17 protein-coding genes and 1 pseudogene are annotated in these 18,492 nt (G+C 68.8%); 10 read left to right on the top strand and 8 right to left on the bottom strand.

What is annotated here, in order from left to right; all coding sequences use genetic code 11:
• Positions 1 to 71 precede the first annotated feature (71 nt).
• The 3 genes from pstS to phoB all read right to left on the bottom strand — a co-directional run bounded on the left by pstS (position 72) and on the right by phoB (position 2,995).
• Positions 72 to 1,076, bottom strand: a complete 1,005-nt coding sequence (pstS, locus tag KF903_RS12920) for a phosphate ABC transporter substrate-binding protein PstS (RefSeq protein ID WP_291215651.1) — start codon at positions 1,074 to 1,076, stop codon at positions 72 to 74.
• A gap of 180 nt (positions 1,077 to 1,256) precedes the next feature.
• Complete coding sequence (gene phoR / locus KF903_RS12915; protein ID WP_291215547.1) at positions 1,257 to 2,309, bottom strand: phosphate regulon sensor histidine kinase PhoR; 1,053 nt, start codon at positions 2,307 to 2,309, stop codon at positions 1,257 to 1,259.
• Complete coding sequence (gene phoB, locus KF903_RS12910; RefSeq protein ID WP_291215544.1) at positions 2,306 to 2,995, bottom strand: phosphate regulon transcriptional regulator PhoB; 690 nt, start codon at positions 2,993 to 2,995, stop codon at positions 2,306 to 2,308. Before phoB ends, phoR begins: the two co-directional genes overlap by 4 nt.
• Before the next feature lie 148 nt (positions 2,996 to 3,143).
• On the opposite strand from phoB, the gene ttcA reads away from it, so the two are divergent.
• The 3 genes from ttcA (at position 3,144) to KF903_RS12895 (ending at position 5,843) form a co-directional block, all read left to right on the top strand.
• Positions 3,144 to 4,016: a tRNA 2-thiocytidine(32) synthetase TtcA gene (gene ttcA, locus KF903_RS12905; RefSeq protein WP_291215541.1), complete on the top strand. Its 873-nt coding sequence runs from the start codon at positions 3,144 to 3,146 to the stop codon at positions 4,014 to 4,016.
• A 123-nt stretch (positions 4,017 to 4,139) separates the two neighbouring features.
• Positions 4,140 to 5,057, top strand: a complete 918-nt coding sequence (locus KF903_RS12900; protein WP_291215538.1) for a recombination-associated protein RdgC — start codon at positions 4,140 to 4,142, stop codon at positions 5,055 to 5,057.
• A 30-nt stretch (positions 5,058 to 5,087) separates the two neighbouring features.
• Positions 5,088 to 5,843: a SprT family zinc-dependent metalloprotease gene (locus tag KF903_RS12895; protein ID WP_291215535.1), complete on the top strand. Its 756-nt coding sequence runs from the start codon at positions 5,088 to 5,090 to the stop codon at positions 5,841 to 5,843.
• Positions 5,844 to 5,902: 59 nt separating this feature from the next.
• Here the strand turns inward: KF903_RS12895 and KF903_RS12890 are convergent, their stop codons facing one another.
• Positions 5,903 to 6,745, bottom strand: coding sequence for an alpha/beta hydrolase (locus tag KF903_RS12890; RefSeq protein WP_291215532.1), 843 nt, complete (start codon positions 6,743 to 6,745; stop codon positions 5,903 to 5,905).
• The gene (gene hemH / locus KF903_RS12885; RefSeq protein WP_291215530.1) at positions 6,735 to 7,847 is read right to left on the bottom strand and encodes a ferrochelatase; all 1,113 of its coding nucleotides are present in this window, start codon (positions 7,845 to 7,847) and stop codon (positions 6,735 to 6,737) included. The genes KF903_RS12890 and hemH overlap by 11 nt, the downstream gene beginning before the upstream one ends.
• Before the next feature lie 155 nt (positions 7,848 to 8,002).
• Between hemH and KF903_RS12880 the strand changes: the two genes are divergently transcribed.
• From KF903_RS12880 to tatC, 5 genes and pseudogenes are all read left to right on the top strand, one after another.
• Positions 8,003 to 8,920, top strand: coding sequence for a hypothetical protein (locus KF903_RS12880; protein ID WP_291215528.1), 918 nt, complete (start codon positions 8,003 to 8,005; stop codon positions 8,918 to 8,920).
• 77 nt (positions 8,921 to 8,997) lie between these two features.
• Positions 8,998 to 9,678 (top strand): lipid-binding SYLF domain-containing protein, encoded by a 681-nt coding sequence (locus tag KF903_RS12875; protein WP_291215525.1) that lies wholly within the window; start codon positions 8,998 to 9,000, stop codon positions 9,676 to 9,678.
• A gap of 35 nt (positions 9,679 to 9,713) precedes the next feature.
• Entirely contained in the window at positions 9,714 to 9,950 is a 237-nt protein-coding gene (tatA, locus tag KF903_RS12870) for a Sec-independent protein translocase subunit TatA (RefSeq protein ID WP_291215522.1), read from the top strand.
• 19 nt (positions 9,951 to 9,969) lie between these two features.
• Positions 9,970 to 10,170: pseudogene (gene tatB, locus KF903_RS12865) on the top strand (Sec-independent protein translocase protein TatB); the annotation flags it as partial.
• Positions 10,171 to 10,274: 104 nt separating this feature from the next.
• Positions 10,275 to 11,045: a twin-arginine translocase subunit TatC gene (tatC, locus tag KF903_RS12860; RefSeq protein ID WP_291215519.1), complete on the top strand. Its 771-nt coding sequence runs from the start codon at positions 10,275 to 10,277 to the stop codon at positions 11,043 to 11,045.
• A gap of 12 nt (positions 11,046 to 11,057) precedes the next feature.
• Here tatC and KF903_RS12855 read toward each other — a convergent pair whose 3' ends face one another.
• The 3 genes from KF903_RS12855 to KF903_RS12845 all read right to left on the bottom strand — a co-directional run bounded on the left by KF903_RS12855 (position 11,058) and on the right by KF903_RS12845 (position 15,411).
• Complete coding sequence (locus KF903_RS12855) at positions 11,058 to 11,813, bottom strand: glutamine amidotransferase (RefSeq protein WP_291215516.1); 756 nt, start codon at positions 11,811 to 11,813, stop codon at positions 11,058 to 11,060.
• A 140-nt stretch (positions 11,814 to 11,953) separates the two neighbouring features.
• Positions 11,954 to 13,375, bottom strand: a complete 1,422-nt coding sequence (locus KF903_RS12850) for a choice-of-anchor Q domain-containing protein (RefSeq protein ID WP_291215513.1) — start codon at positions 13,373 to 13,375, stop codon at positions 11,954 to 11,956.
• A gap of 218 nt (positions 13,376 to 13,593) precedes the next feature.
• Positions 13,594 to 15,411 carry a type II/IV secretion system protein gene (locus KF903_RS12845; protein ID WP_291215510.1) on the bottom strand — a complete coding sequence of 606 codons (1,818 nt, stop codon included), beginning with the start codon at positions 15,409 to 15,411 and terminating at the stop codon, positions 13,594 to 13,596.
• 68 nt (positions 15,412 to 15,479) lie between these two features.
• Here KF903_RS12845 and glyQ point away from each other — a divergent pair, with 68 nt between their 5' ends.
• Positions 15,480 to 16,385, top strand: a complete 906-nt coding sequence (gene glyQ / locus KF903_RS12840; RefSeq protein ID WP_291215649.1) for a glycine--tRNA ligase subunit alpha — start codon at positions 15,480 to 15,482, stop codon at positions 16,383 to 16,385.
• On the top strand, positions 16,382 to 18,492 hold a 2,111-nt coding region (gene glyS, locus KF903_RS12835), incomplete at its 3' end, for a glycine--tRNA ligase subunit beta (protein WP_291215507.1). The genes glyQ and glyS, both read left to right, overlap by 4 nt.

Below are 18,492 nucleotides of genomic sequence, written 5' to 3'. Positions count from 1 at the left end.
CGCCCGCGCGACCCGGCGCCCCGGCACCGGGTCGCCGCGGTGACCGTACCGCATGTTGGCGCGGTCGCCGCTCACGACTTGATGTGCATGTGCCAGTACGCCTCGATCTGCTGCACCAGCGTGTCCGGCAGTGGCACGTAGTCGAGGGCAATGGCAGCGGACTTGCCGGCCGTCCAGCCGTGGCGGAAGAAATCGAGTGCGACGGCAGCATGGGTCGCATCCTGCGGTTGGCGGCGCATCAGCACCCACGAGGTGGCCGTGATCGGCCAGGCGGTTGCGCCAGGGGCATTGGCCAGCGATACCGCGAAGTTCTCGGTTTTGGCCCAATCGACGCTCGCTGCGGCCGCCTGGAAGCTGTCGCGCCCGGGTTCGACCAGCGTGCCGGCTGCGTTGCGCATGCGGGCGTAGCCAAGCTGGTTCTGCACGGCATAGGCGTACTCGACGTAGCCGATCGAGTTCGGCAACTGCTTGACGTAGGCCGCCACGCCCTCGTTGCCCTTGCCGCCGATGCCGACCGGCCATTGCACGGTGCTGCCGCTGCCGACCGCGGTCTTCCACTGCGGACTCACCAGCGACAGGTAGGTGGTGAAATTGAATGAGGTGCCGGAGCCATCGGAACGATGCACGACCGTGATCCTGGCACTCGGCAGGGTCAGGCCCGGATTGAGCGCGGCGATCGCCGGATCGGACCATTCACCGATGCGCCCGAGGAAGATGTCGGCCAGCACCGAACCGCTCAGCACCAGTTGCCCCGGCGCGACACCGGCCACGTTGCAGGCTGGCACGATGCCGCCGATCACGTCGGGAAACTGCGCCAGGCCGTGCTGTTCGAGGTCGGCCTTGTCGAGTGGCATGTCGGTCGCGCCAAAGTCGACCGTGCCGGCCTTGATCTGGGCGATGCCACCGCCCGAACCGATCGACTGGTAGTTGACGCGATGACCGCTCTGCGTGGCGAAGCTAGCGGCCCACTTCGACAGGATCGGATAGACGAAACTCGAACCGGCGCCGGTGATGTCGGTGGCGTGGGCGCTGCCGATGCCGCACGCCAGCGCGATGGCGAGGGCACAGCGGCCCAGATGGTGGGTATGGGTATTCAAGCGGAGCTCCTGCTGCATCGTGGTTGACGCGGCGTATTGGACGGCCCGCAGGTTGCGGTTCGATGAGCCGCAGGTTGCAGTGCGATGACAGCCGGCCATGGCAACGGCGCGCATAGGCGCACCGTGCCCGGGGCGATGCCGGGCCGCGTCGGCGCGTGGTCAGTTCGCGGCGGCGGTGGCCTCGCGCAGGCGCGAGGCGTCGAAGCAGCAGGTGAAGGTGGAGCCGCGGCCGGGCTCGCTGGCGATGTGCAAGCGGGCGTCGTGCAGGCTGAGCACGTGCTTGACGATCGACAGCCCAAGGCCCGTGCCGCCGCTCGCCCGCGAACGGCTCGATGACACCCGGTAGAAACGCTCGGTCAGTCGCGACAGGTGCTCGGCCGGAATGCCGAAGCCGGTATCGGTGACGGCGTATTCGGCACCGCCGGCGGTGCGGCGCCAATGGATCCCGATCGCGCCGCCGGTCGGGGTATACCGCACCGCATTGCTGACGAGGTTGGAGAACGCGCTGTGCAGGTCGGTGGGTGAGCCAAGCAGGTCGAGTCCGGCATCGTCATGCAGCGTGATGCGGTGGCGTCCCTGGCTGAGCGCCTCGGCCTCGTTGCGCAGGGTCTGCAACAGGGTCGTCATGCCGATGTGCTCCTCGGGCAGGCGCCGCTCCATCTCCAGCCGCGACAGGGCCAGCAGGTCCTCGACGATCTGGCGCATGCGCTGCGATTGCACGCGCATCTCGCCGAGCACCGGCGCCAGCGCCGGCACATCCTCCGGATCGAGCAGTTCGAGGTAGCCGTGGATCACGGTCAGCGGCGTGCGCAGTTCGTGCGAGACGTTGGCCACGAAGTCGCGGCGCACCTGTTCGAGTCGGCTGATCCGACTGACGTCACGCGCCAGCAGCACCTGGCCGCCGGCAGCGTACGGCAGCAGCGTCACCTGCAAACGCACGGCTGCATCGCCAGGCGCCGCCAAGTCGTCGCCCTCGCCATGGCCGGCGCGCAACCAGTGACCGAGCTCGGCCGGGCCGAGTCGGGCCGCCAGATCGATGCCGCGGTCGGCGGGCCACGACAGTTGCAGCAGGTGGCAGGCGGCCGCGTTGCACCACTCGACGCGACCGTTGGCATCAAGCACCACCAGCGCATCCGGCGCGCGCGCCGCCACCGCCTGCAGGGCGCGTCGTTGCGCCAGCACGCGGCGCAAGCGCGCGCGGTGGTCGCTCACGGCGCCACCGAGAAGCGGTAACCGGTGCCGCGCACGGTTTGCACCAGGCCATCGAGGGCGAATGGCTCGAGCACCTGCCGCAGCCGCCGGATATGCACGTCGACCGTACGCTCCTCGATGTACACGCTGCCGCCCCACACCTGGTCGAGCAGTTGCGCGCGCGAGTGCACGCGTTCGGCATGCGTCATGAAGAAGTGCAGCAAGCGGTATTCGGTCGGGCCGATGTCGATGCGGACGTCGCCTGCGTACACCCGGTGCGCCGGGCCGTCGATGCGCAAGCCGCCCGCCGCGATCGAACCGCTGCCGTCGTCGCCCTGCGCCCGGCGCAGCACCGCGCGGATGCGCGCGACCAGTTCGCGGGCGGAAAATGGCTTGACGACATAGTCGTCCACGCCCGCCTCGAGACCGGCGACGCGGTCCACTTCCTCGCCCCGTGCGGTCAGCATGATGATCGGTACGGTGGCCGTGCGCCCGTCGCCGCGCAGCCGTCGCGCAAGCTCCAGTCCGGTGGTGCCGGGCAGCATCCAGTCGAGCAGGATCAGGTCGGGCGCGTGGTCGGCCAGCGCCACCAGCGCCTGTTGCGCGTCGCCGGCCTGGATCGCCTCCATGCCGGCCTTGCGCAGCGCAAAGGCGAGCATGTCGCGGATCGAAGCCTCGTCTTCTACGATCAGGATGCGCTTGTGCACGGGGTCGTGGTGTCGGCCGGGATCGCGCTATTGCAGCGCGCGAATGTTACAGCGGCATGACGATGCGCGGCGGCAGCGGCGGGTCCGCGTTTACAATGGCAGGCCGATGCGCCGCGTCCGGCGCCGCCCACCCCTCGACTCCGCTGCCATGAACGCCGTCATCGATCGCAAGCAACAGCACGAAGCCGCCAAGCTCGCCAAGCGCCTGCGCCACCAGGTCGGCCAGGCCATCGCCGATTTCAACATGATCGAGGACGGCGACCGCGTGATGGTGTGCCTGTCGGGCGGCAAGGACTCGTACACGCTGCTCGACATCCTGCGCAAGCTGCAGGCGCGCGCACCGGTGCGCTTCGAGCTGTTCGCGGTGCATCTGGACCAGAAGCAGCCTGGCTACGACCCCGGCATCCTGCCTGCCTATCTGCGCAGCATCGACATGCCGTTCGAGATCCTCGAACAGGATACCTACAGCGTGGTCAAGCGCGTGATCCCCGAGGGCAAGACCCAGTGCAGCCTGTGCTCACGCTTGCGCCGCGGCTCGCTCTACACCTACGCGGCCGAGCGTGGCTTCAGCAAGATTGCCCTCGGCCACCACCGCGACGACATCGTCGAGACGCTGTTCCTCAACCTGTTCCACCAGGCCACGCTCAAGGCGATGCCGCCCAAGCTGCGCTCGGACGACGGCCGCAACGTGCTGATCCGCCCGCTCGCCTACTGCGCGGAAAGCGACCTTGCCGAATACGCGCACCAGCAGGGCTTTCCGATCATGCCCTGCAACCTGTGCGGCTCGCAGGAAAACATGCAGCGCAAGACGATCAAGGCGATGCTCGCCGAGTGGGACGCGAAGTTTCCGGGCCGCATCGAGACGATCTTCCGCGCGATCGGCAACGTGGCGCCGTCGCAGTTGGCCGACCGCAACCTGTTCGACTTCGCGGGCCTGGGCGCGCGCGCGGAGGTGCGCGCCGATGCCCATGCCTGGCTCGCCGGCGACAACACGCGCCAAGGCGAAGCGGCACCCGCCTGACGCATCGTCGCAGCGGCTGCGACCCGACCCTGTTCCACTGTGCACCGGCCCGGTGCCGGCGGGCCTCGCCGTCAGCATCGCCCGATGTCTCCAGCTTCCCCCTTCCCGATACCGGTCCCGACCATGTTCTTTCGCAACCTCACGTTGTTTCGCTTTCCGGAAACGCTCGGCCGACCGCTGCAGGCGCTCGAACAGGCGCTCGCCAACCAGCGCCTGCGCGAATGTGGGCCACTCGAACTGGCCACCCACGGCTTCGTATCGCCGTATGGACGCAATCACGAATCGCTCGTGCATCGCAGCGGCCAGTTCGCGCTGGTCGCGTTCGGCCGCGAGGAACGCCTGCTGCCGGGCGTGGTGGTGGCCGAGGAACTGGCCGCGCGCATCGATGCGATCAACGCCAAGCAAGGCCGCCGACCTGGCGCCAAGGAACGCAAGCGCCTCAAGGAGGAAGTGATCGACGAGCTGCTGCCGCGCGCGTTCGTGCGACCCTCGCGCGTGCATGCCTATCTCGATGTGCAGGACGGTTGGCTCGTGGTCGACAGCGCCAGCCGCAAGGCCGCCGAGGACGTGGTGAGCCAGTTGCGTGAGGCACTGGGCCGCTTTCCGGCCACGCCGATGAGTCCGGCCGATTCGCCGCGCGCGCTGATGACGGGCTGGCTCACGGACGGCAAGTTGCCGCAAGGCCTCAGCCTCGGCGACGAGGTCGAACTGCGCGATCCGGCCGAGGCCGGCGCCATCGTGCGCTGTCGGCGCCAGGAGCTTGAATCGGACGAGGTGCGGGAGCATCTGAAGTCGGGCAAGCAGGTGTTCCAGCTCGGCCTCAACTTCGACGAACGGCTCGGCTGCGTGCTCGGCGAGGATCTCATAATACGGAAATTACGGTTTTTTGACGTAGTTCTCGACACGTTGGGCGAAGATAGCAAGGAATCGGCCGAGGCCGAACTCGCCGCCGCGTTTGCGCTGATGACGCTGGAACTCAAAAACCTGCTCGCACATCTGCAACAATGGTTCGGCATCCTGCGGCCGGGCGACCGCGATTGACGGCACCGCCCCGCAGTGGAGGAAACAGAAGTGGACAACGCGCAGAACTACCTCGAACTCGACACTGCCGACGGCGAGACGATCAAGGTGCTGCGCAAGAGTCACCCGCAGGCGCGCCGCCTGCGCTTGACCGTGACGCCGGCCGGTGCCCGCGTCACCTATCCCGAAGGCACGCATCCCGCGCAGATCGTCGCGTTCCTGCGCCGCCACGGCGAGTGGCTCGAACGCAAGCTCGACGAACTCAGCCTCAGCGCGGCGCCGCCGCCGCTCAAGCCCGGCGCGGCCACCGTGATTCCGCTGCGCGGCGAGACCACGCGCCTGTCGTGGCGCGATGGCGCCTGGCCGCGGATCGAACAGCTCGATGACCGGCTCGTGCTGACCTTGCCCGCGCCGCACGGCAAGTCGACGCTGCCGGCCGCACGCGCGCTGCTGCGCTCGTTCTTCGAGGCGCAGATTCGCCGCGACGTGAGCCGCCATCTCGCCCGCTACTGCCCCGAGCTCGAGCGCGCGCCGACCGCCGTCAAGCTGCGCCCGCTCAAGAGCCTGTGGGGCAGTCTCGACACGCGCGACCGCGTCACGCTCGATCTCGCCCTCGCGCTCGCACCGCCTGCCGCGCTGCGCTACGTGGTCATCCATGAACTGTGCCACTTGCGCATCCGCAGCCATTCGCCGCGCTTCTGGGCGCTGGTGGGAAGCCTCATGCCCGACTGGCATGAGCAGCGTGACTGGTTGCGTCTCAACGGCCAGGCGCTCAAGGCCGAGCTCACGCGCCTGATCCAGGCCTGACTGGCCGCGCCACGCGCAGTGGCGCCGTGGCATTGCGCGCCGCCGCTGGCGGCGACCGCTCAATCCAGCAGCGCCGCCGCAACCGCGGCGGCATGCTCCAGATGCAGGTGGTGGTTGCCGGGCAGGTGTTCGACGCGCAGGCCGGTCACGCGTGCGGCGCGCGCATCCATCATCGCGGTCGGCAGATAGCTCGTCGGCGGCTGCGCGAGCACGAGCCGGGTCGGCGCGCGGATGCCCGCAAGCGTCGTGAGCACTTCGTCTTCGGTGTAGCGCTGCGGGCTCACCACGGTCAGGCGCGGATCGCTCGACCACACCCAGCCGCCCTCGACCGCGCGCACGCCGCGCGTGACGAGGGCGCGCGCCGCGTCCTCCGACAGGTCGTTGGCGGCACGTCGCGCCGCGATCGCCGCCTCGAGCGTCGCATACACGCGCAGGGGCCGGCGCGCCGCGAACGCGACGTGCTGGTCGAGTGCCTGGCGCAGCCGCGGCAGAGCGTCTTCCAGCGTCGAGGTGAGCGGGCCCAGGCTCTCGATCAGCAACAGGTGCTCGACCCGCTCGGGATACAGCGCGGCGAACTGGCTGGCCAGGGCGCCGCCGAGCGAATGGCCGAGCAGGCTCGCGCGGCTCCAGCCGAGTCGATCGAGCGCCGCGCGGATGTCGTCGAAATAGTCGACATAGTGATACCAGGCGCCTGGCGGCAGATGCGAGGACTGGCCATGGCCGCGCAGGTCGAGCGCGACGATGTGCCAGCGCGTGGCGAGCCGCGGTGCCAAGGCGTCGAAACTGCCGGCGTTGTCGAGCCAGCCGTGCAGCGCCAGCAGCGGCGGCCGTTGCGGATCACCCCAGCGCTTGCCGGCCAGCACCGCGTGGCCGAGCTCCAGGCGCAGTTCTTCAGCGACCATCACGCAGCTGTTCGTGGCGTGTCCGGGCGGCGCGCGCCTGCGCGGCGGCGGCGGCGCCGTCCCAGTCGGCGGCGAACTCGGGCCAGCCGCCGCTGTTGCGCAGAATGAGGTCGACCAGGGCCGCCACGTGGTCGGCGCCGTCGTTGAGCGCAGGGATGTATTCGAGCCGCTCGCCGCCCGCATGCAGGAAGCGGGCATGGTTGCTCAGCGCGATTTCCTCCAGCGTCTCGAGGCAATCGACGGCAAATCCGGGGCATAGCACCTGCACATGGCGCACGCCATCGTGCGGCAGGTCGGCCAGCGTCGCATCGGTGGCGGGGCCGAGCCAGCGGCCACGCCCCACGCGCGACTGAAAGCTCACGATCATGCCGGCTTGGTCCAGGCCCAGCCGCTCGCGCAGGCGCCGCGCGGTTTCCTGGCACTGGCAGTAGTAGGGATCGCCCCGCTTGAGATAGGCCTCGGGGGTGCCGTGGAACGACACCACGAGCTTCTGGGCGCGGCCATGGCGCTGCCAGTGCGCCTCGACGCTGCGTGCCAGCGCTTCGATATAGCGTGGCGCGGCGTGGTAGCCGGCGACGAAGCGCAGGTCCGGAAGCCAGCGCCAGGTTGCCAACTCGGCGCCGACCGCATCCATCGCCGAACCCGTGGTGGTGCCCGAGTATTGCGGGAACAGCGGCAGCACGAGCAGGCGCCGCGCACCGGCCTGGGCCAGCTCGCGCATGACGGTGTCGATTGCCGGCCCGCCGTAGCGCATCGCGTGGCGCACGAGGATCGGGCCGGACCGCTGCGCACGCAGGGCGGCCTCGAGCCGGGTCGTCAGCGCGGCCATGCCAACCGCCAGCGGGGAACCCTGTTCGGTCCAGATGTGCCGGTACAGCTCGACCGAGCGGGCCGGACGCAGGCGCAGGATGACGCCGTGCAGGATCGGCCACCAGGCCCAGCGCGACAGCTCGACGATGCGCGGATCGGCGAGAAACTGCGCCAGGTAGCGCCGCACGGCCCGTTTGGTCGGCGCCGCCGGCGTGCCGAGGTTGACCAGCAGCACGGCGGCCGCAGCCGTCTCGCCATGGCGGAAGCCGGACTGTCCTTGATAACGCGGCATCGTCGGGAAAAGTCGTGCTCGGGAGGGGAAAAACGCCGGGGCCGGGGCCCGTCCGCGCCGGCGCTGGCAAAAGACCGTGGGTTTGCTGCTAGACTGGCCCCGCGACCGCGGACCACCGTGGCGCAGACGATTACACATAACAATAACACGCCGCCATGCGCGCATTGACCTGCTACATCGCAGCAGGACTGATCGCCGTCGCCGTCCTACCGTCGGCGCGGGCGGCATCGCTCGCCTACGGCGAGGCATTCGACACCCTGTATCGCATCGAGCTGCCGGCACACACCGCCAGCGAGGTCGGCGTGGCTGGTCGCTATGGCGGCCAGACCATCGCCGGCATCAGCGGCCTCAGCACGATGCCCGATGGCAGCCTGTTCGCGGTGGCGAGCTCGCTCAAGGCGCTCGTGCGCATCGACGCCGGCAGCGGCGTGGCGACGCCGATCGGCCTGCTTGGCATTGGCGGTGGCAGCGGCCAGTACGACGCGCTCGATCTTGGCATGACGGCCACCTGCACCGGCGCGCTGTACCTGACCTCGGGCGTACTGCACACGCTGTATTCGGTCGATCCCGCCACGGGCGCGGCCACTCGCATCGGCGACACCGGCGTCGCGATCAGCGGTCTGGCCGAGCGGGGTGGTGAACTGTTCGGCGCAGGGTCCAAGGGCGACCACGCCCTGTATCGGATCAATCCGCGCACCGGCGCGGCCAGCAGGATCGGCGAATTCGGTGCCGAAGCGACCCGCTGGATCAACTCGGTGGCGCTGGGTTTCGGCAACGACGGCACGTTGTGGGCCGTGCTCAACTACGTGCCGCCGCAGAACGACAGCATGCCACTGGCCGACTGGAGCGACTTGGCCACGATCGACCCGAACAGCGGCCGCTTGCACAGGGTTGGCGCGCTGACCGGCCCCGAATCGCTGCGCAAGGTTGGCATGAAGGGTTTCACGGCCGGTCCCGCACCGTGTACCGGTCCGCTCGGCACCCCCAATACGGCACCGGTCGATGCGCCGTGGGCGCTGATCGCGCTGGCGCTGGGACTGATCGCGTTTGCCGCGCGCCGACAGCGCGCCTGAGCCCGCCCGTCGGTTTGCTTCATGGCGCGCTCAGCGCAGCCTGCTAAGGTGGGCCCAGTCCCCGTGCGGAGTCGATGATGCGTCCGTTCCTGCTCGCTGTTGCCGCCTGTCTGTCCCTGTTCGTGCTCGCTCCCGCCCATGCCGGCGAGGAGGAGAACCAGCGCGCCGAGAATGCGGTGCGCGTGCTCAAGGAGATCATGCAGGCGCCCGACAAGGCGATTCCGCGCGACCTGCTGCGCGAGGCGCATGCAATCGTCGTCGTGCCTGACGTCATCAAGGCCGGCCTCGTCGTCGGTGGTCGCCACGGCAACGGTCTGGTGGCGGTCAAGACGCGCGACGGCACCTGGTCCAATCCCGTGTTCGTCAGCATGACCGGTGGCAGCGTCGGGTTCCAGGCAGGCGTGTCCTCGACCGACGTGGTGCTCGTGTTCCGCACCCAGCGCGGCGTCGATTCGATCGTGCACGGCAAGTTCACGCTCGGCGCCGATGCCTCGGCCGCGGCGGGTCCGGTCGGTCGTACCGCGCAGGCCTCGACCGATGCCCAGCTCAAGGCCGAGATCTATTCCTATTCGCGGGCACGCGGCCTGTTCGCCGGTGCCGCGCTCGACGGCACGGCGATCCGCATCGACAATGACGCCAACCAGGCCGTGTATGGCGACGGCGTCACCGCGCGCCGCATCTTCGAAGGCGGCGTGACGCAAGTGCCCAACGCCGTGGTCGATTTCCGCGACCTGCTCGAAGAGTACACTGCCAAGTAACGGGCGCCCGCGCCCCCTAATGCATCGGTGTCGTCATGGGTGGTTTCAGCATTTGGCATTGGCTCGTCCTGCTCGTCATCATCGCGCTGGTGTTCGGCACCAAGAAACTGCGCAATGTCGGCGAGGACTTGGGCGCGGCGATCAAGAGCTTCAAGAAGGGCATGCAGGACGAGGACAAGGCCGAGCAGGTGCGCCTCAAGGCCGATCCGCCGGCTGATGACGCGACGATGCAGAACAAGGCCGACGCCGCGAAGTCAGACCGCGCCGAGTAGGCGCTCACCGCGGCTCGTCATGTTCGACATCGGCTTCAGCGAAATTGCGCTCATCGGCGTCGTCGCGCTGATCGTGCTCGGCCCCGAGCGCCTGCCGCGCGTGGCGCGCACCGCTGGCGCGCTGATGCGCCGCGCGCGCACGAGCTGGCTGAGCGTGCGCGACGAGATCGAGCGCGAGCTCGCGGCCGAGGACCTGCGCAAGTCGATGCACGAGCTCAAGCAGGATGTCGATGTGAATGCCGACCTGCGCCAGGCCGCACAAAGCGTCGAGGTCGCGCTCAAGGACGCGGTCAACACCACGCCCCACGATGACCAGCGGCCGTCATGAGCGATGCCGGGCGCGATGACATCGACGACAGCCAGCAATCGCTGATCTCGCATCTGGTTGAGCTGCGCGCGCGCCTGCTCAAGGCGATCGCCACCGTGCTGGCGGTGCTCGTTGCACTGATCCCGTTCGCCAACAAGCTCTATGCCTGGCTCGCGCTGCCGCTGGTCAGCCACCTGCCGCAGGGTGGCGCGATGATCGCCACCGAAGTCGCTTCGCCGTTCTTCACCCCGCTCAAGCTCGCGTTCTGGGTGGCGCTGTTCCTGGCGATGCCGGTCGTGCTCTACCAGTTGTGGGCCTTCGTCGCGCCGGGGCTGTATCGCCACGAGAAACGGCTGGCGGTGCCGCTGCTCGTGCTGTCGGTGCTGCTGTTCTACCTGGGCTGCGCGTTCGCCTACTTCTTCGTGCTGCCGGCGGTGTTCGCATTCATGACCAAGATCGCGCCGGCGGGCGTTGCGGTCATGCCCGACATCGGCCATTACCTCAGTTTCGCGCTCGGCCTGTTCTTCGCCTTCGGCGCATGCTTCGAGGTGCCGGTGGTGCTCATCCTGCTGGTGGCGATGCACGCGGTCACGGTCGAGCAGCTCGCCGCGAGCCGGCGCTACATGATCGTGGCAGCGTTCGCCATCGCCGCCGTGCTGACCCCGCCCGACGTGCTGTCGCAGATCATGCTCGCGGTGCCGATGATCCTGCTCTACGAAGTCGGCATCATCGGCGCGCGGCTGCTGACGCGGCGCGCGCAGCAGACACCGGCGTCGACGTCCGATTGACGGTGTGCGCGGTCAGCCCGGACCGGCGCCGACCAGTGCGCCAAAGCGCCTGAGCAGCTGGCGCGCGCTCGGTGTCGGCGCGCAGCCGACATCGGTGCAACACGGCTGCGGGCAGGCGGCACCGGCCGCGGGCCGGCGCGCCTGGACATAACCGCGCATGATCTCGACGCTGAACTCGGGATGGAACTGCAGACCCCAGGCGCGCGGCGCATAGCGCACCGCGTGGTGGGGATCGTGCGCCGAACGCGCCAGCACCACCGCGCCGGGCGGCAATTCGAGCACGCTCTGCTGGTGCGATGCATGCGCAGCGAAACACGCCGGCGCGTTCGCGAACAGCGCGTCGTCGCCGGTGTCGGGCAGGCGTTCGATCGCGACCGTGCCGACTTCGCGGCCGCGCGGATGGTCGTCGACGCGGCCGCCGAGCGCATGCGCGAGCAGTTGGTGGCCATAGCACACGCCGAGCACGGCGCTGCCGGCATCGATTGCCTGCACCAGCCATTGCGCGGTGCGCTCGCTCCAGGCCAGCCGCTCGCTGACCATGGCCGGCGAGCCGGTCACGATCACACCCGCGTAGGCGCCGGCCACCGGCAGTGGCTCACGCGCCGCATCGACGACATCGACTTGGTCGCGGCGCCAGCCGAGACCACGCCGGAACCATTCCGGAAAATCGCCGTGGCGCGCCCGCACGGCAGGCAGCGTGCTGCCGGTTTGCACGATCAACAGCGGCGGCCGGCCGGTCGCGTGACGGGATGAGGGGCGCAAGGACATCGACAATCACCAATCCAGATGCAGTTTCGCGGCACCGCGTAGCGCTCGGAAAGCGCGACGGGCCGCACTTTGGCATCTGGACGCATGTTGTCAAGGGTGGGCGACGCCGCACCGCATGCGTCACGCCATCCCGTGTTGCGCTACGGCGTCCGCGTCGGGATCGATGCGTCGAAGCTGTCGCGGAAAATCATGTCTGCATCGAGCTCGAACGCACCAATGTCGGGCGCATTGCCGACCGTGCGCAGGAACGGCGCGCCGCGCTGGTCGTAGGACTGCCCGTTCGGCGCGCTGCCGGCATCAACGTCCGGATCGGTCGGGCGCAGCGCGTGCGTCGGGCGCACGGCGTTGTTGAGCGCCAGTGGGAGCATTTGCAGCGGCGTGGTGATCGTCCCCGAGGGCAAGGCGAGTGTCGAACCCGAAATGTGGTCGTGGTTGCCTGAGATCGTGGCTCCGGAGCTGCCGCTGAGGTTGATGCTGCTCGTGACGTCGCCGGAACCGGAGAAATTTCCGGTGACGATCGTCGAGACGATACTGTGCGCGCCGCTGCCAAAATCGAGGCCACCGCCGATGATGCGGCCGCCGGAGTCGCCGAAAGCCGAGCGGTTGGCTGTGATCGTGCTGCTCGCGATCGTCGTTGGCCCAATGCACGTCAGGCCACCGACGCGCAACGCGCTGTTGCCGGACACGGTCGTGTTCGTGATTGTGTTGGGACTGGTTGACGGCGGATGGATGTGCGCCGCGCCGGAGGTGAGCGCGCTGTTGTTCACGATTGCCGAATTGACGATCGTTGCCGCGCCCGGCGTGGTGAAACCGCCACCCCAGCTGTTGGTGGCCGACGTCGCCGCGTTGGCGGCGACCACGCTGCGGTCCATGTTGACGCCGCCGGATGCGTACATGCCGCCGCCGCTGGTGTAGGTACCACTGGTCGTCATGGCGACGTTGCCGCTGACTTCGCTCAGCCGCAATGAGGTCAGGCCGCCCGAGAACACGCCACCGCCCACTGCCATCTGGGAGCCGAGACCCTTGGCCGTGCAATGGGTGATCCGCGCGTTGTTGATGGCGACGTCGCTGGCGCCGTAGACGCAGCCGCCCTTTGCCTGCTGGCTGCTGTTGTACTTGTGGCCACCGGTGAGGGTCAGGAATTGCAGGTTGAGCCGACCGGAACCTATGTGGTTGATCAGACCGCCATCGACGCCGGCGGCGGCGGTGATCGTCGTGCGGTCTGCGCCAAGTCCTTGAATGTCCAAGTAGGCCTGGCCGAAGATCAGTGGCGACTGCAAGGTGATTGTGCTGCACGAGAGCGTCGGCGAAGCGCGCACGGAGTCACCCGAAGCCGAGGCATTGACGGCCTGGCGCAGGCTGCCCAAGCCATCGTCGTCGCAGTTGGTGTAATAGCGCACATTGAAGGTGGCGGCGGCCGGCATGCTCTGGTCGAGCAGCGGCAGCGTATCGAACGCCGGCGTTGCCGGCGCATCGCTGGCGACAGCGGTCGACCCAGCAACGAGGGCAAGGATGAGACTGGCCAGCGGCAGCTGGCGCAGGGGAACTGTGGTGCGCGTCATGATGATCTCCGTAGGCCAATACCCATGGCACGCGCGGCATGGCCGTGCGGGTGATCTCGGGTAACGCCGAAACGGTGCCAATCGCGCCAAGCGGGTCGTTCGCGCACACCAGCGCCTCGGCTGCGGCGCATCGCCGCGGGTGCGTGATGCTTTGGAACGGGCTTGTGCGGGTGCGTACAGTGCCGCGCTGCCCCTGCCGGGAGCGCCGCCCGGCACTCTCAATCCGACGGCGGCAGCACTTCGGCCACTTCGGTCAGCGTGGTCACGCCGCGCGCGACCTGCGCCGCAGCCGAGGCGCGCAGCGGGCGCATGCCTCCATCGAGGCCGGTGCGGGTGACCTTGGCCAGATCCATGTTGGGCTGGATCAGTGCGCGCACGGCGGGCGAGATGCGCAGCATCTCGTAGATGCCGGTGCGACCCATGTAGCCGGTCTTGCGGCACTCCAGGCAGCCCTTGGGCGCGTACACGCGAGTCGGCGGCGCGATGCCCAGGCCGTGAGTCAGTGCTGCCCAGGCCTGCACGTCGAGCTTGGCCTCGACCTTGCAGTGCGGGCACAGCGTGCGCACGAGGCGTTGCGCCACGATGCCAGTGAGCGTGGATTGCAGCAGGTAGTTGGGCACGCCGAGGTCGAGCAGGCGCGTCAGCGCGCTCGGCGCATCGTTGGTGTGCAGCGTCGACAGCACGAGATGGCCGGTCAGCGAAGCCTGCACCGCCATCTGCGCGGTCTCCAGATCGCGGATCTCGCCGACCATGATGATGTCGGGATCCTGCCGCATCAGCGTGCGCACGCCGGCGGCGAAATCGAGATCGATCGCGTGGTGCACCTGCATCTGGTTGAACTCGGGGCTGACCATCTCGATCGGGTCTTCCACCGTGCACACGTTGATGTCGGGCGTGGCCAACACCTTGAGCGTGGAATACAGCGTCGTCGTCTTGCCCGAACCGGTGGGGCCGGTGACGAGCACGATGCCGTGCGGACGGGTGACGAATTCGCGCCAGGTCGCTTCCTCGGCTTCGGAGAAGCCGAGCTGGCGGAACTCCTTGACCACGATGTCGGGATCGAAGATGCGCATGACGATCTTCTCGCCGAACGCGGTTGGCATCGACGACAGGCGCAACTCGACTTCGCGGCCGCCCTGCGAGCGGGTCTTGATGCGGCCATCCTGCGGCCGGCGCTTCTCGGCCACGTCCATGCGGCCGAGGATCTTGATGCGCGAGGTCACCGCGGTCATGACCGGGGTCGGCAGCTCGTACACCTTGTGCATCACGCCATCGATGCGGAAGCGGATCAGGCTGGTGTCGCGGCGTGGTTCGAGGTGGATGTCGGACGCGCGCTGCTCGAACGCGTACTGCAACAGCCAGTCGACGATGTGCACGACGTGGCGGTCGTCGACACCGACGTCGCCGGTCTTGCCCAGTTCGACCAACTGCTCGAAATTGAGGATCGCGCTGCCGGGCTGGCCGTCCTTGGCGTCGCGCGCGCGCTGGATCGAACGCTGCACGCTCCACCACTCGGCGAGATAGCGGTTGAGATCGAGTGGACTGCACACCACGCGCTGGATGTCCTTGCGCAGGATGTGCGCCAGGTCCGCGAGCCAGCGCGTGTCGAACGGTTCGCTGGAGGCAAACACCACCTGCAGGTCGGTCACCGCGACCGGCAGGATGCGGTAGCGCTGCGCGTAGGCATTGCTGACGACCTGGGTGACGGCGGCGACGTCGATCTTCATCGGATCGATCTTGAGATACGGCAGGCCGGCCTTGTCGGCCAGCCATTGGGTCAGCACCTCCAGGCTCAGGGGCTTGCCGGGATGGCGCTGGTCGGGCAGGCGGAGGTTGGCCACCAGCACCAGCGGGTGCAACTCGGCGCGGCCGCGCACGGTCCGCACGTCGTTGCGCACGCGCTTGGCGTCGGCTTCGGTGAGCACGCCGTCGGCGACCAGCGCGAGCAGGGTCTCGTCGAGCTCCAGCCGATCGTGCAGGCCGAGCGGTGACGCGGGTGTTGCCGGATTGTCCGCGAGCGGTTTGGCGCTGGCCATTCCATCGGTCCTGCAGGGGTTAGCCGTTATACTAGCGCGCTTTTCCCGCGCAACTCGTGAGCCAGCGCATGTCGGCACCGACGTTTCAGGAACTCATCCAGACCCTCAACCGCTACTGGGGCGAGCAGGGCTGCGTCTTGATCCAGCCGCTCGACACCGAAGTGGGAGCCGGCACCTTCCACCCGGCCACCTTCCTGCGCGCGATCGGTCCCGAGCCGTGGGCCGCGGCCTACGTGCAGCCGTCGCGACGCCCGACCGACGGTCGCTATGGCGACAACCCCAACCGCCTGCAGCATTACTACCAGTACCAGGTGGTGATGAAGCCCAATCCCGACGACATCCTCGAACGCTACATCGGCTCGCTGCGCGAGCTTGGCATCGACCCGCTCGTGCACGACCTGCGCTTCGTCGAGGACAACTGGGAATCGCCCACGCTCGGCGCCTGGGGTCTGGGTTGGGAGGTCTGGCTCAACGGCATGGAAGTCACCCAATTCACCTATTTCCAGCAGGCCGGTGGCATCGAATGCAGGCCAGTGATGGGTGAGATCACCTACGGTCTGGAACGTCTCGCGATGTACCTGCAGAACGTCGACAACGTGTACGACCTGGTGTGGACGCGGGCGCCGCATGGGCTCGTGACCTATGGCGACGTGTTCCACCAGAACGAGGTGGAGCAGTCGACCTACAATTTCGAGCACGCCAACGTCGAGCGCCTGCTGGCCTGGTTCGACACGTGTGAAGGCGAGGCGCAGCGTCTGGTCGAGCTCGGCCTGCCCCTGCCGGCCTATGAGCAGGTGATGAAGGCCAGCCACACCTTCAACCTGCTCGACGCGCGGCGCGCGATCAGCGTGACCGAACGCCAGCGCTACATCCTGCGCGTGCGGGCGATCGCGCGCGCGGTGGCACAGGCCTACCTTGCGCAGCGCGAACGGCTCGGCTTTCCGGGCCTGAAGTCGCAGCAGGAGGCCGCATGAAGCCGCAGGCGCGTTCGCTGCTGATCGAGCTGGGCACCGAAGAGCTGCCACCGAAGGCGCTCGATGAGCTTGCCGCGGCGTTCGCCGCCGGCATCGTCGACGGCCTGGCCCGGCGCGGCATCGCTGCCGACGCCGCGCAGGCACGCAGCTGGTGCACGCCACGCCGGCTTGCGGTGCACGTGCCGGCCGTCGCCGACATGCAGCCGACGCAGAAGACCGAGCAGCTGGGTCCCTACCTCAACATCGCGCTCGATGCCAACGGCGCACCGACGCCGGCCCTGCTCGGCTTCGCCGCCAAGAATGGCCTTGCGGTCGAGGCGCTCGAACGCAGCAGCGATGCCAAGGGCGAGCGGTTCGTCGCGCGCCGCGAGCAGCCCGGCCAGGCCACTGCCGCGCTCGTCCCGGAAATCGTCGGCGAGGCGCTCAAAGCGCTGCCGATCCCCAAACCGATGCGCTGGGGCAACCACGACTACAGCTTCGTGCGGCCCGCGCATTGGCTCGTGCTGCTGCATGGCGAGGGCGTCATCGAAGGCGAGGTGCTCGGCCTGCGCGCCGGGCGCATGTCGCGCGGGCACCGCTTCCACCATCCGCAGCCGGTGCATATCGTCGATGCCGACAGTTGGCTCGACGCGCTGCGCGCCGCCCGCGTGCTGGCCGATCCGGACGAGCGGCGTGCGCGCGTGCGCACCGAGGTCGCGCGCGTGGCGCCGGCTGGCACCACGCCACAGTTGTCCGACGCCCTGTGCGCGGAGATCGCCAACCTCACCGAGTGGCCGGTGGCAATCGCCTGCGCCTTCGATCGCGAGTTCCTGGCCGTGCCGCCCGAAGCACTGGTCATGACGATGGAGACCAACCAGAAATTCGTGCCCTGCCATGCCGCCGACGGTTCGCTCAGCGAGCACTTCATCGGCGTCGCCAACATCGAGTCGCGCGAGCCGGCGCAGATTCGTACCGGCTACGAGCGCGTCATCCGGCCACGTTTCGCCGACGCCAAGTTCTTCTTCGACGAGGACCGCAAGGCGCCGCTCGCCGCCGGCATGGATGCGCTGCGCGGCGTGACCTACCAGCAGGCGCTGGGCAGCGTCTGGGACAAGAGCCTGCGCGTGGCCGAGCTCGCGCGCGTGATCGCCAATCGCGTCGGCACGGACGCGGCACTGGCCACGCGCGCAGCGGCGCTGTCGCGCTGTGATCTGCTCAGCCGCATGGTCGGTGAGTTCCCCGAGCTGCAGGGCGTGATGGGGCGCCATTACGCCGGCAGCAGCGGCGAGCATGCCGAAGTGGCACGGGCGCTGGACGAGTTCTACGCGCCACGCCATGCCGGCGCGCCGATCGCGCAGGGCACGCTGGCACGGGTGCTGGCGGTCGCCGACCGCATCGATACCCTGGCCGGCATCTTCGCCGTCGGCATGAAGCCGTCCGGCAACAAGGATCCGTTCGCACTGCGCCGTGCCGCACTCGGCCTCGCCCGCACGCTGATCGAGGGCCGCCTGACGCTCGACCTGCGCGCGCAGTTCGACGAAGCGCTGTGCCTGCTGCCCGAGGCCGCGTTCGCCGCCGGGCTGGCCAAGGGCAAGGATGGCAAGGCAGCCGTGCCCGATCCCGGCGCGCGCCGCGCCGCGCTCGGTGCCGAGCTGTACGAATTCGTGCTCGACCGCCTGCGCGGCTACTACGCGGAACAGGGCATCGCCGGCGAGGCCTTCGAGGCGGTGCGTGCGCTGGCGCCAAGCGACCTTGCCGACTTCGATCGACGCCTGCATGCGGTGGTCGCGTTCGGCCAATTGCCCGAGGCGGCCGCGCTTGCTGCCGCCAACAAGCGCATCGGCAACATCCTGCGCCAGGCTGGCCACGAGGCACACGGAGACGTCGACGCGGCGCTGCTCGAAGCAGGTGCCGAACACGAACTGGCCGCCGCACTGACCGCTGCGCGCAGCGATGTCGCGCCGCTGGCCGCGCAGGGCGACTACGTCGGCGTACTCAGGCGGCTGGCCACGCTGCGGATCCCGGTCGACCGCTATTTCGACCAAGTGATGGTGATGGCCGACGACACCCGCTTGCGCGCCAATCGCCTCGCCTTGCTTGGCGGGCTGCGCGCGCTGTTCCTGCTGGT

Source organism: Dokdonella sp., assembly GCF_019634845.1.
In the GTDB taxonomy this organism is placed as follows: domain Bacteria; phylum Pseudomonadota; class Gammaproteobacteria; order Xanthomonadales; family Rhodanobacteraceae; genus Dokdonella_A.
This window is presented reverse-complemented; position numbering and strand designations above follow the sequence as displayed.

Excerpts from the sequence above, each read along its gene's own strand:
- KF903_RS12845 (WP_291215510.1), bottom strand. The coding sequence starts at position 15,411 with ATGGCCAGCGCCAAACCGCTCGCGGACAATCCGGCAACACCCGCGTCA.
- KF903_RS12875 (WP_291215525.1), top strand. The coding sequence starts at position 8,998 with ATGCGTCCGTTCCTGCTCGCTGTTGCCGCCTGTCTGTCCCTGTTCGTG.
- hemH (WP_291215530.1), bottom strand. The coding sequence starts at position 7,847 with ATGCCGCGTTATCAAGGACAGTCCGGCTTCCGCCATGGCGAGACGGCT.
- KF903_RS12850 (WP_291215513.1), bottom strand. The coding sequence starts at position 13,375 with ATGACGCGCACCACAGTTCCCCTGCGCCAGCTGCCGCTGGCCAGTCTC.
- KF903_RS12855 (WP_291215516.1), bottom strand. The coding sequence starts at position 11,813 with ATGTCCTTGCGCCCCTCATCCCGTCACGCGACCGGCCGGCCGCCGCTG.
- ttcA (WP_291215541.1), top strand. The coding sequence starts at position 3,144 with ATGAACGCCGTCATCGATCGCAAGCAACAGCACGAAGCCGCCAAGCTC.
- tatA (WP_291215522.1), top strand. The coding sequence starts at position 9,714 with ATGGGTGGTTTCAGCATTTGGCATTGGCTCGTCCTGCTCGTCATCATC.
- KF903_RS12890 (WP_291215532.1), bottom strand. The coding sequence starts at position 6,745 with ATGGTCGCTGAAGAACTGCGCCTGGAGCTCGGCCACGCGGTGCTGGCC.
- tatC (WP_291215519.1), top strand. The coding sequence starts at position 10,275 with ATGAGCGATGCCGGGCGCGATGACATCGACGACAGCCAGCAATCGCTG.
- KF903_RS12880 (WP_291215528.1), top strand. The coding sequence starts at position 8,003 with ATGCGCGCATTGACCTGCTACATCGCAGCAGGACTGATCGCCGTCGCC.
- KF903_RS12900 (WP_291215538.1), top strand. The coding sequence starts at position 4,140 with ATGTTCTTTCGCAACCTCACGTTGTTTCGCTTTCCGGAAACGCTCGGC.
- glyQ (WP_291215649.1), top strand. The coding sequence starts at position 15,480 with ATGTCGGCACCGACGTTTCAGGAACTCATCCAGACCCTCAACCGCTAC.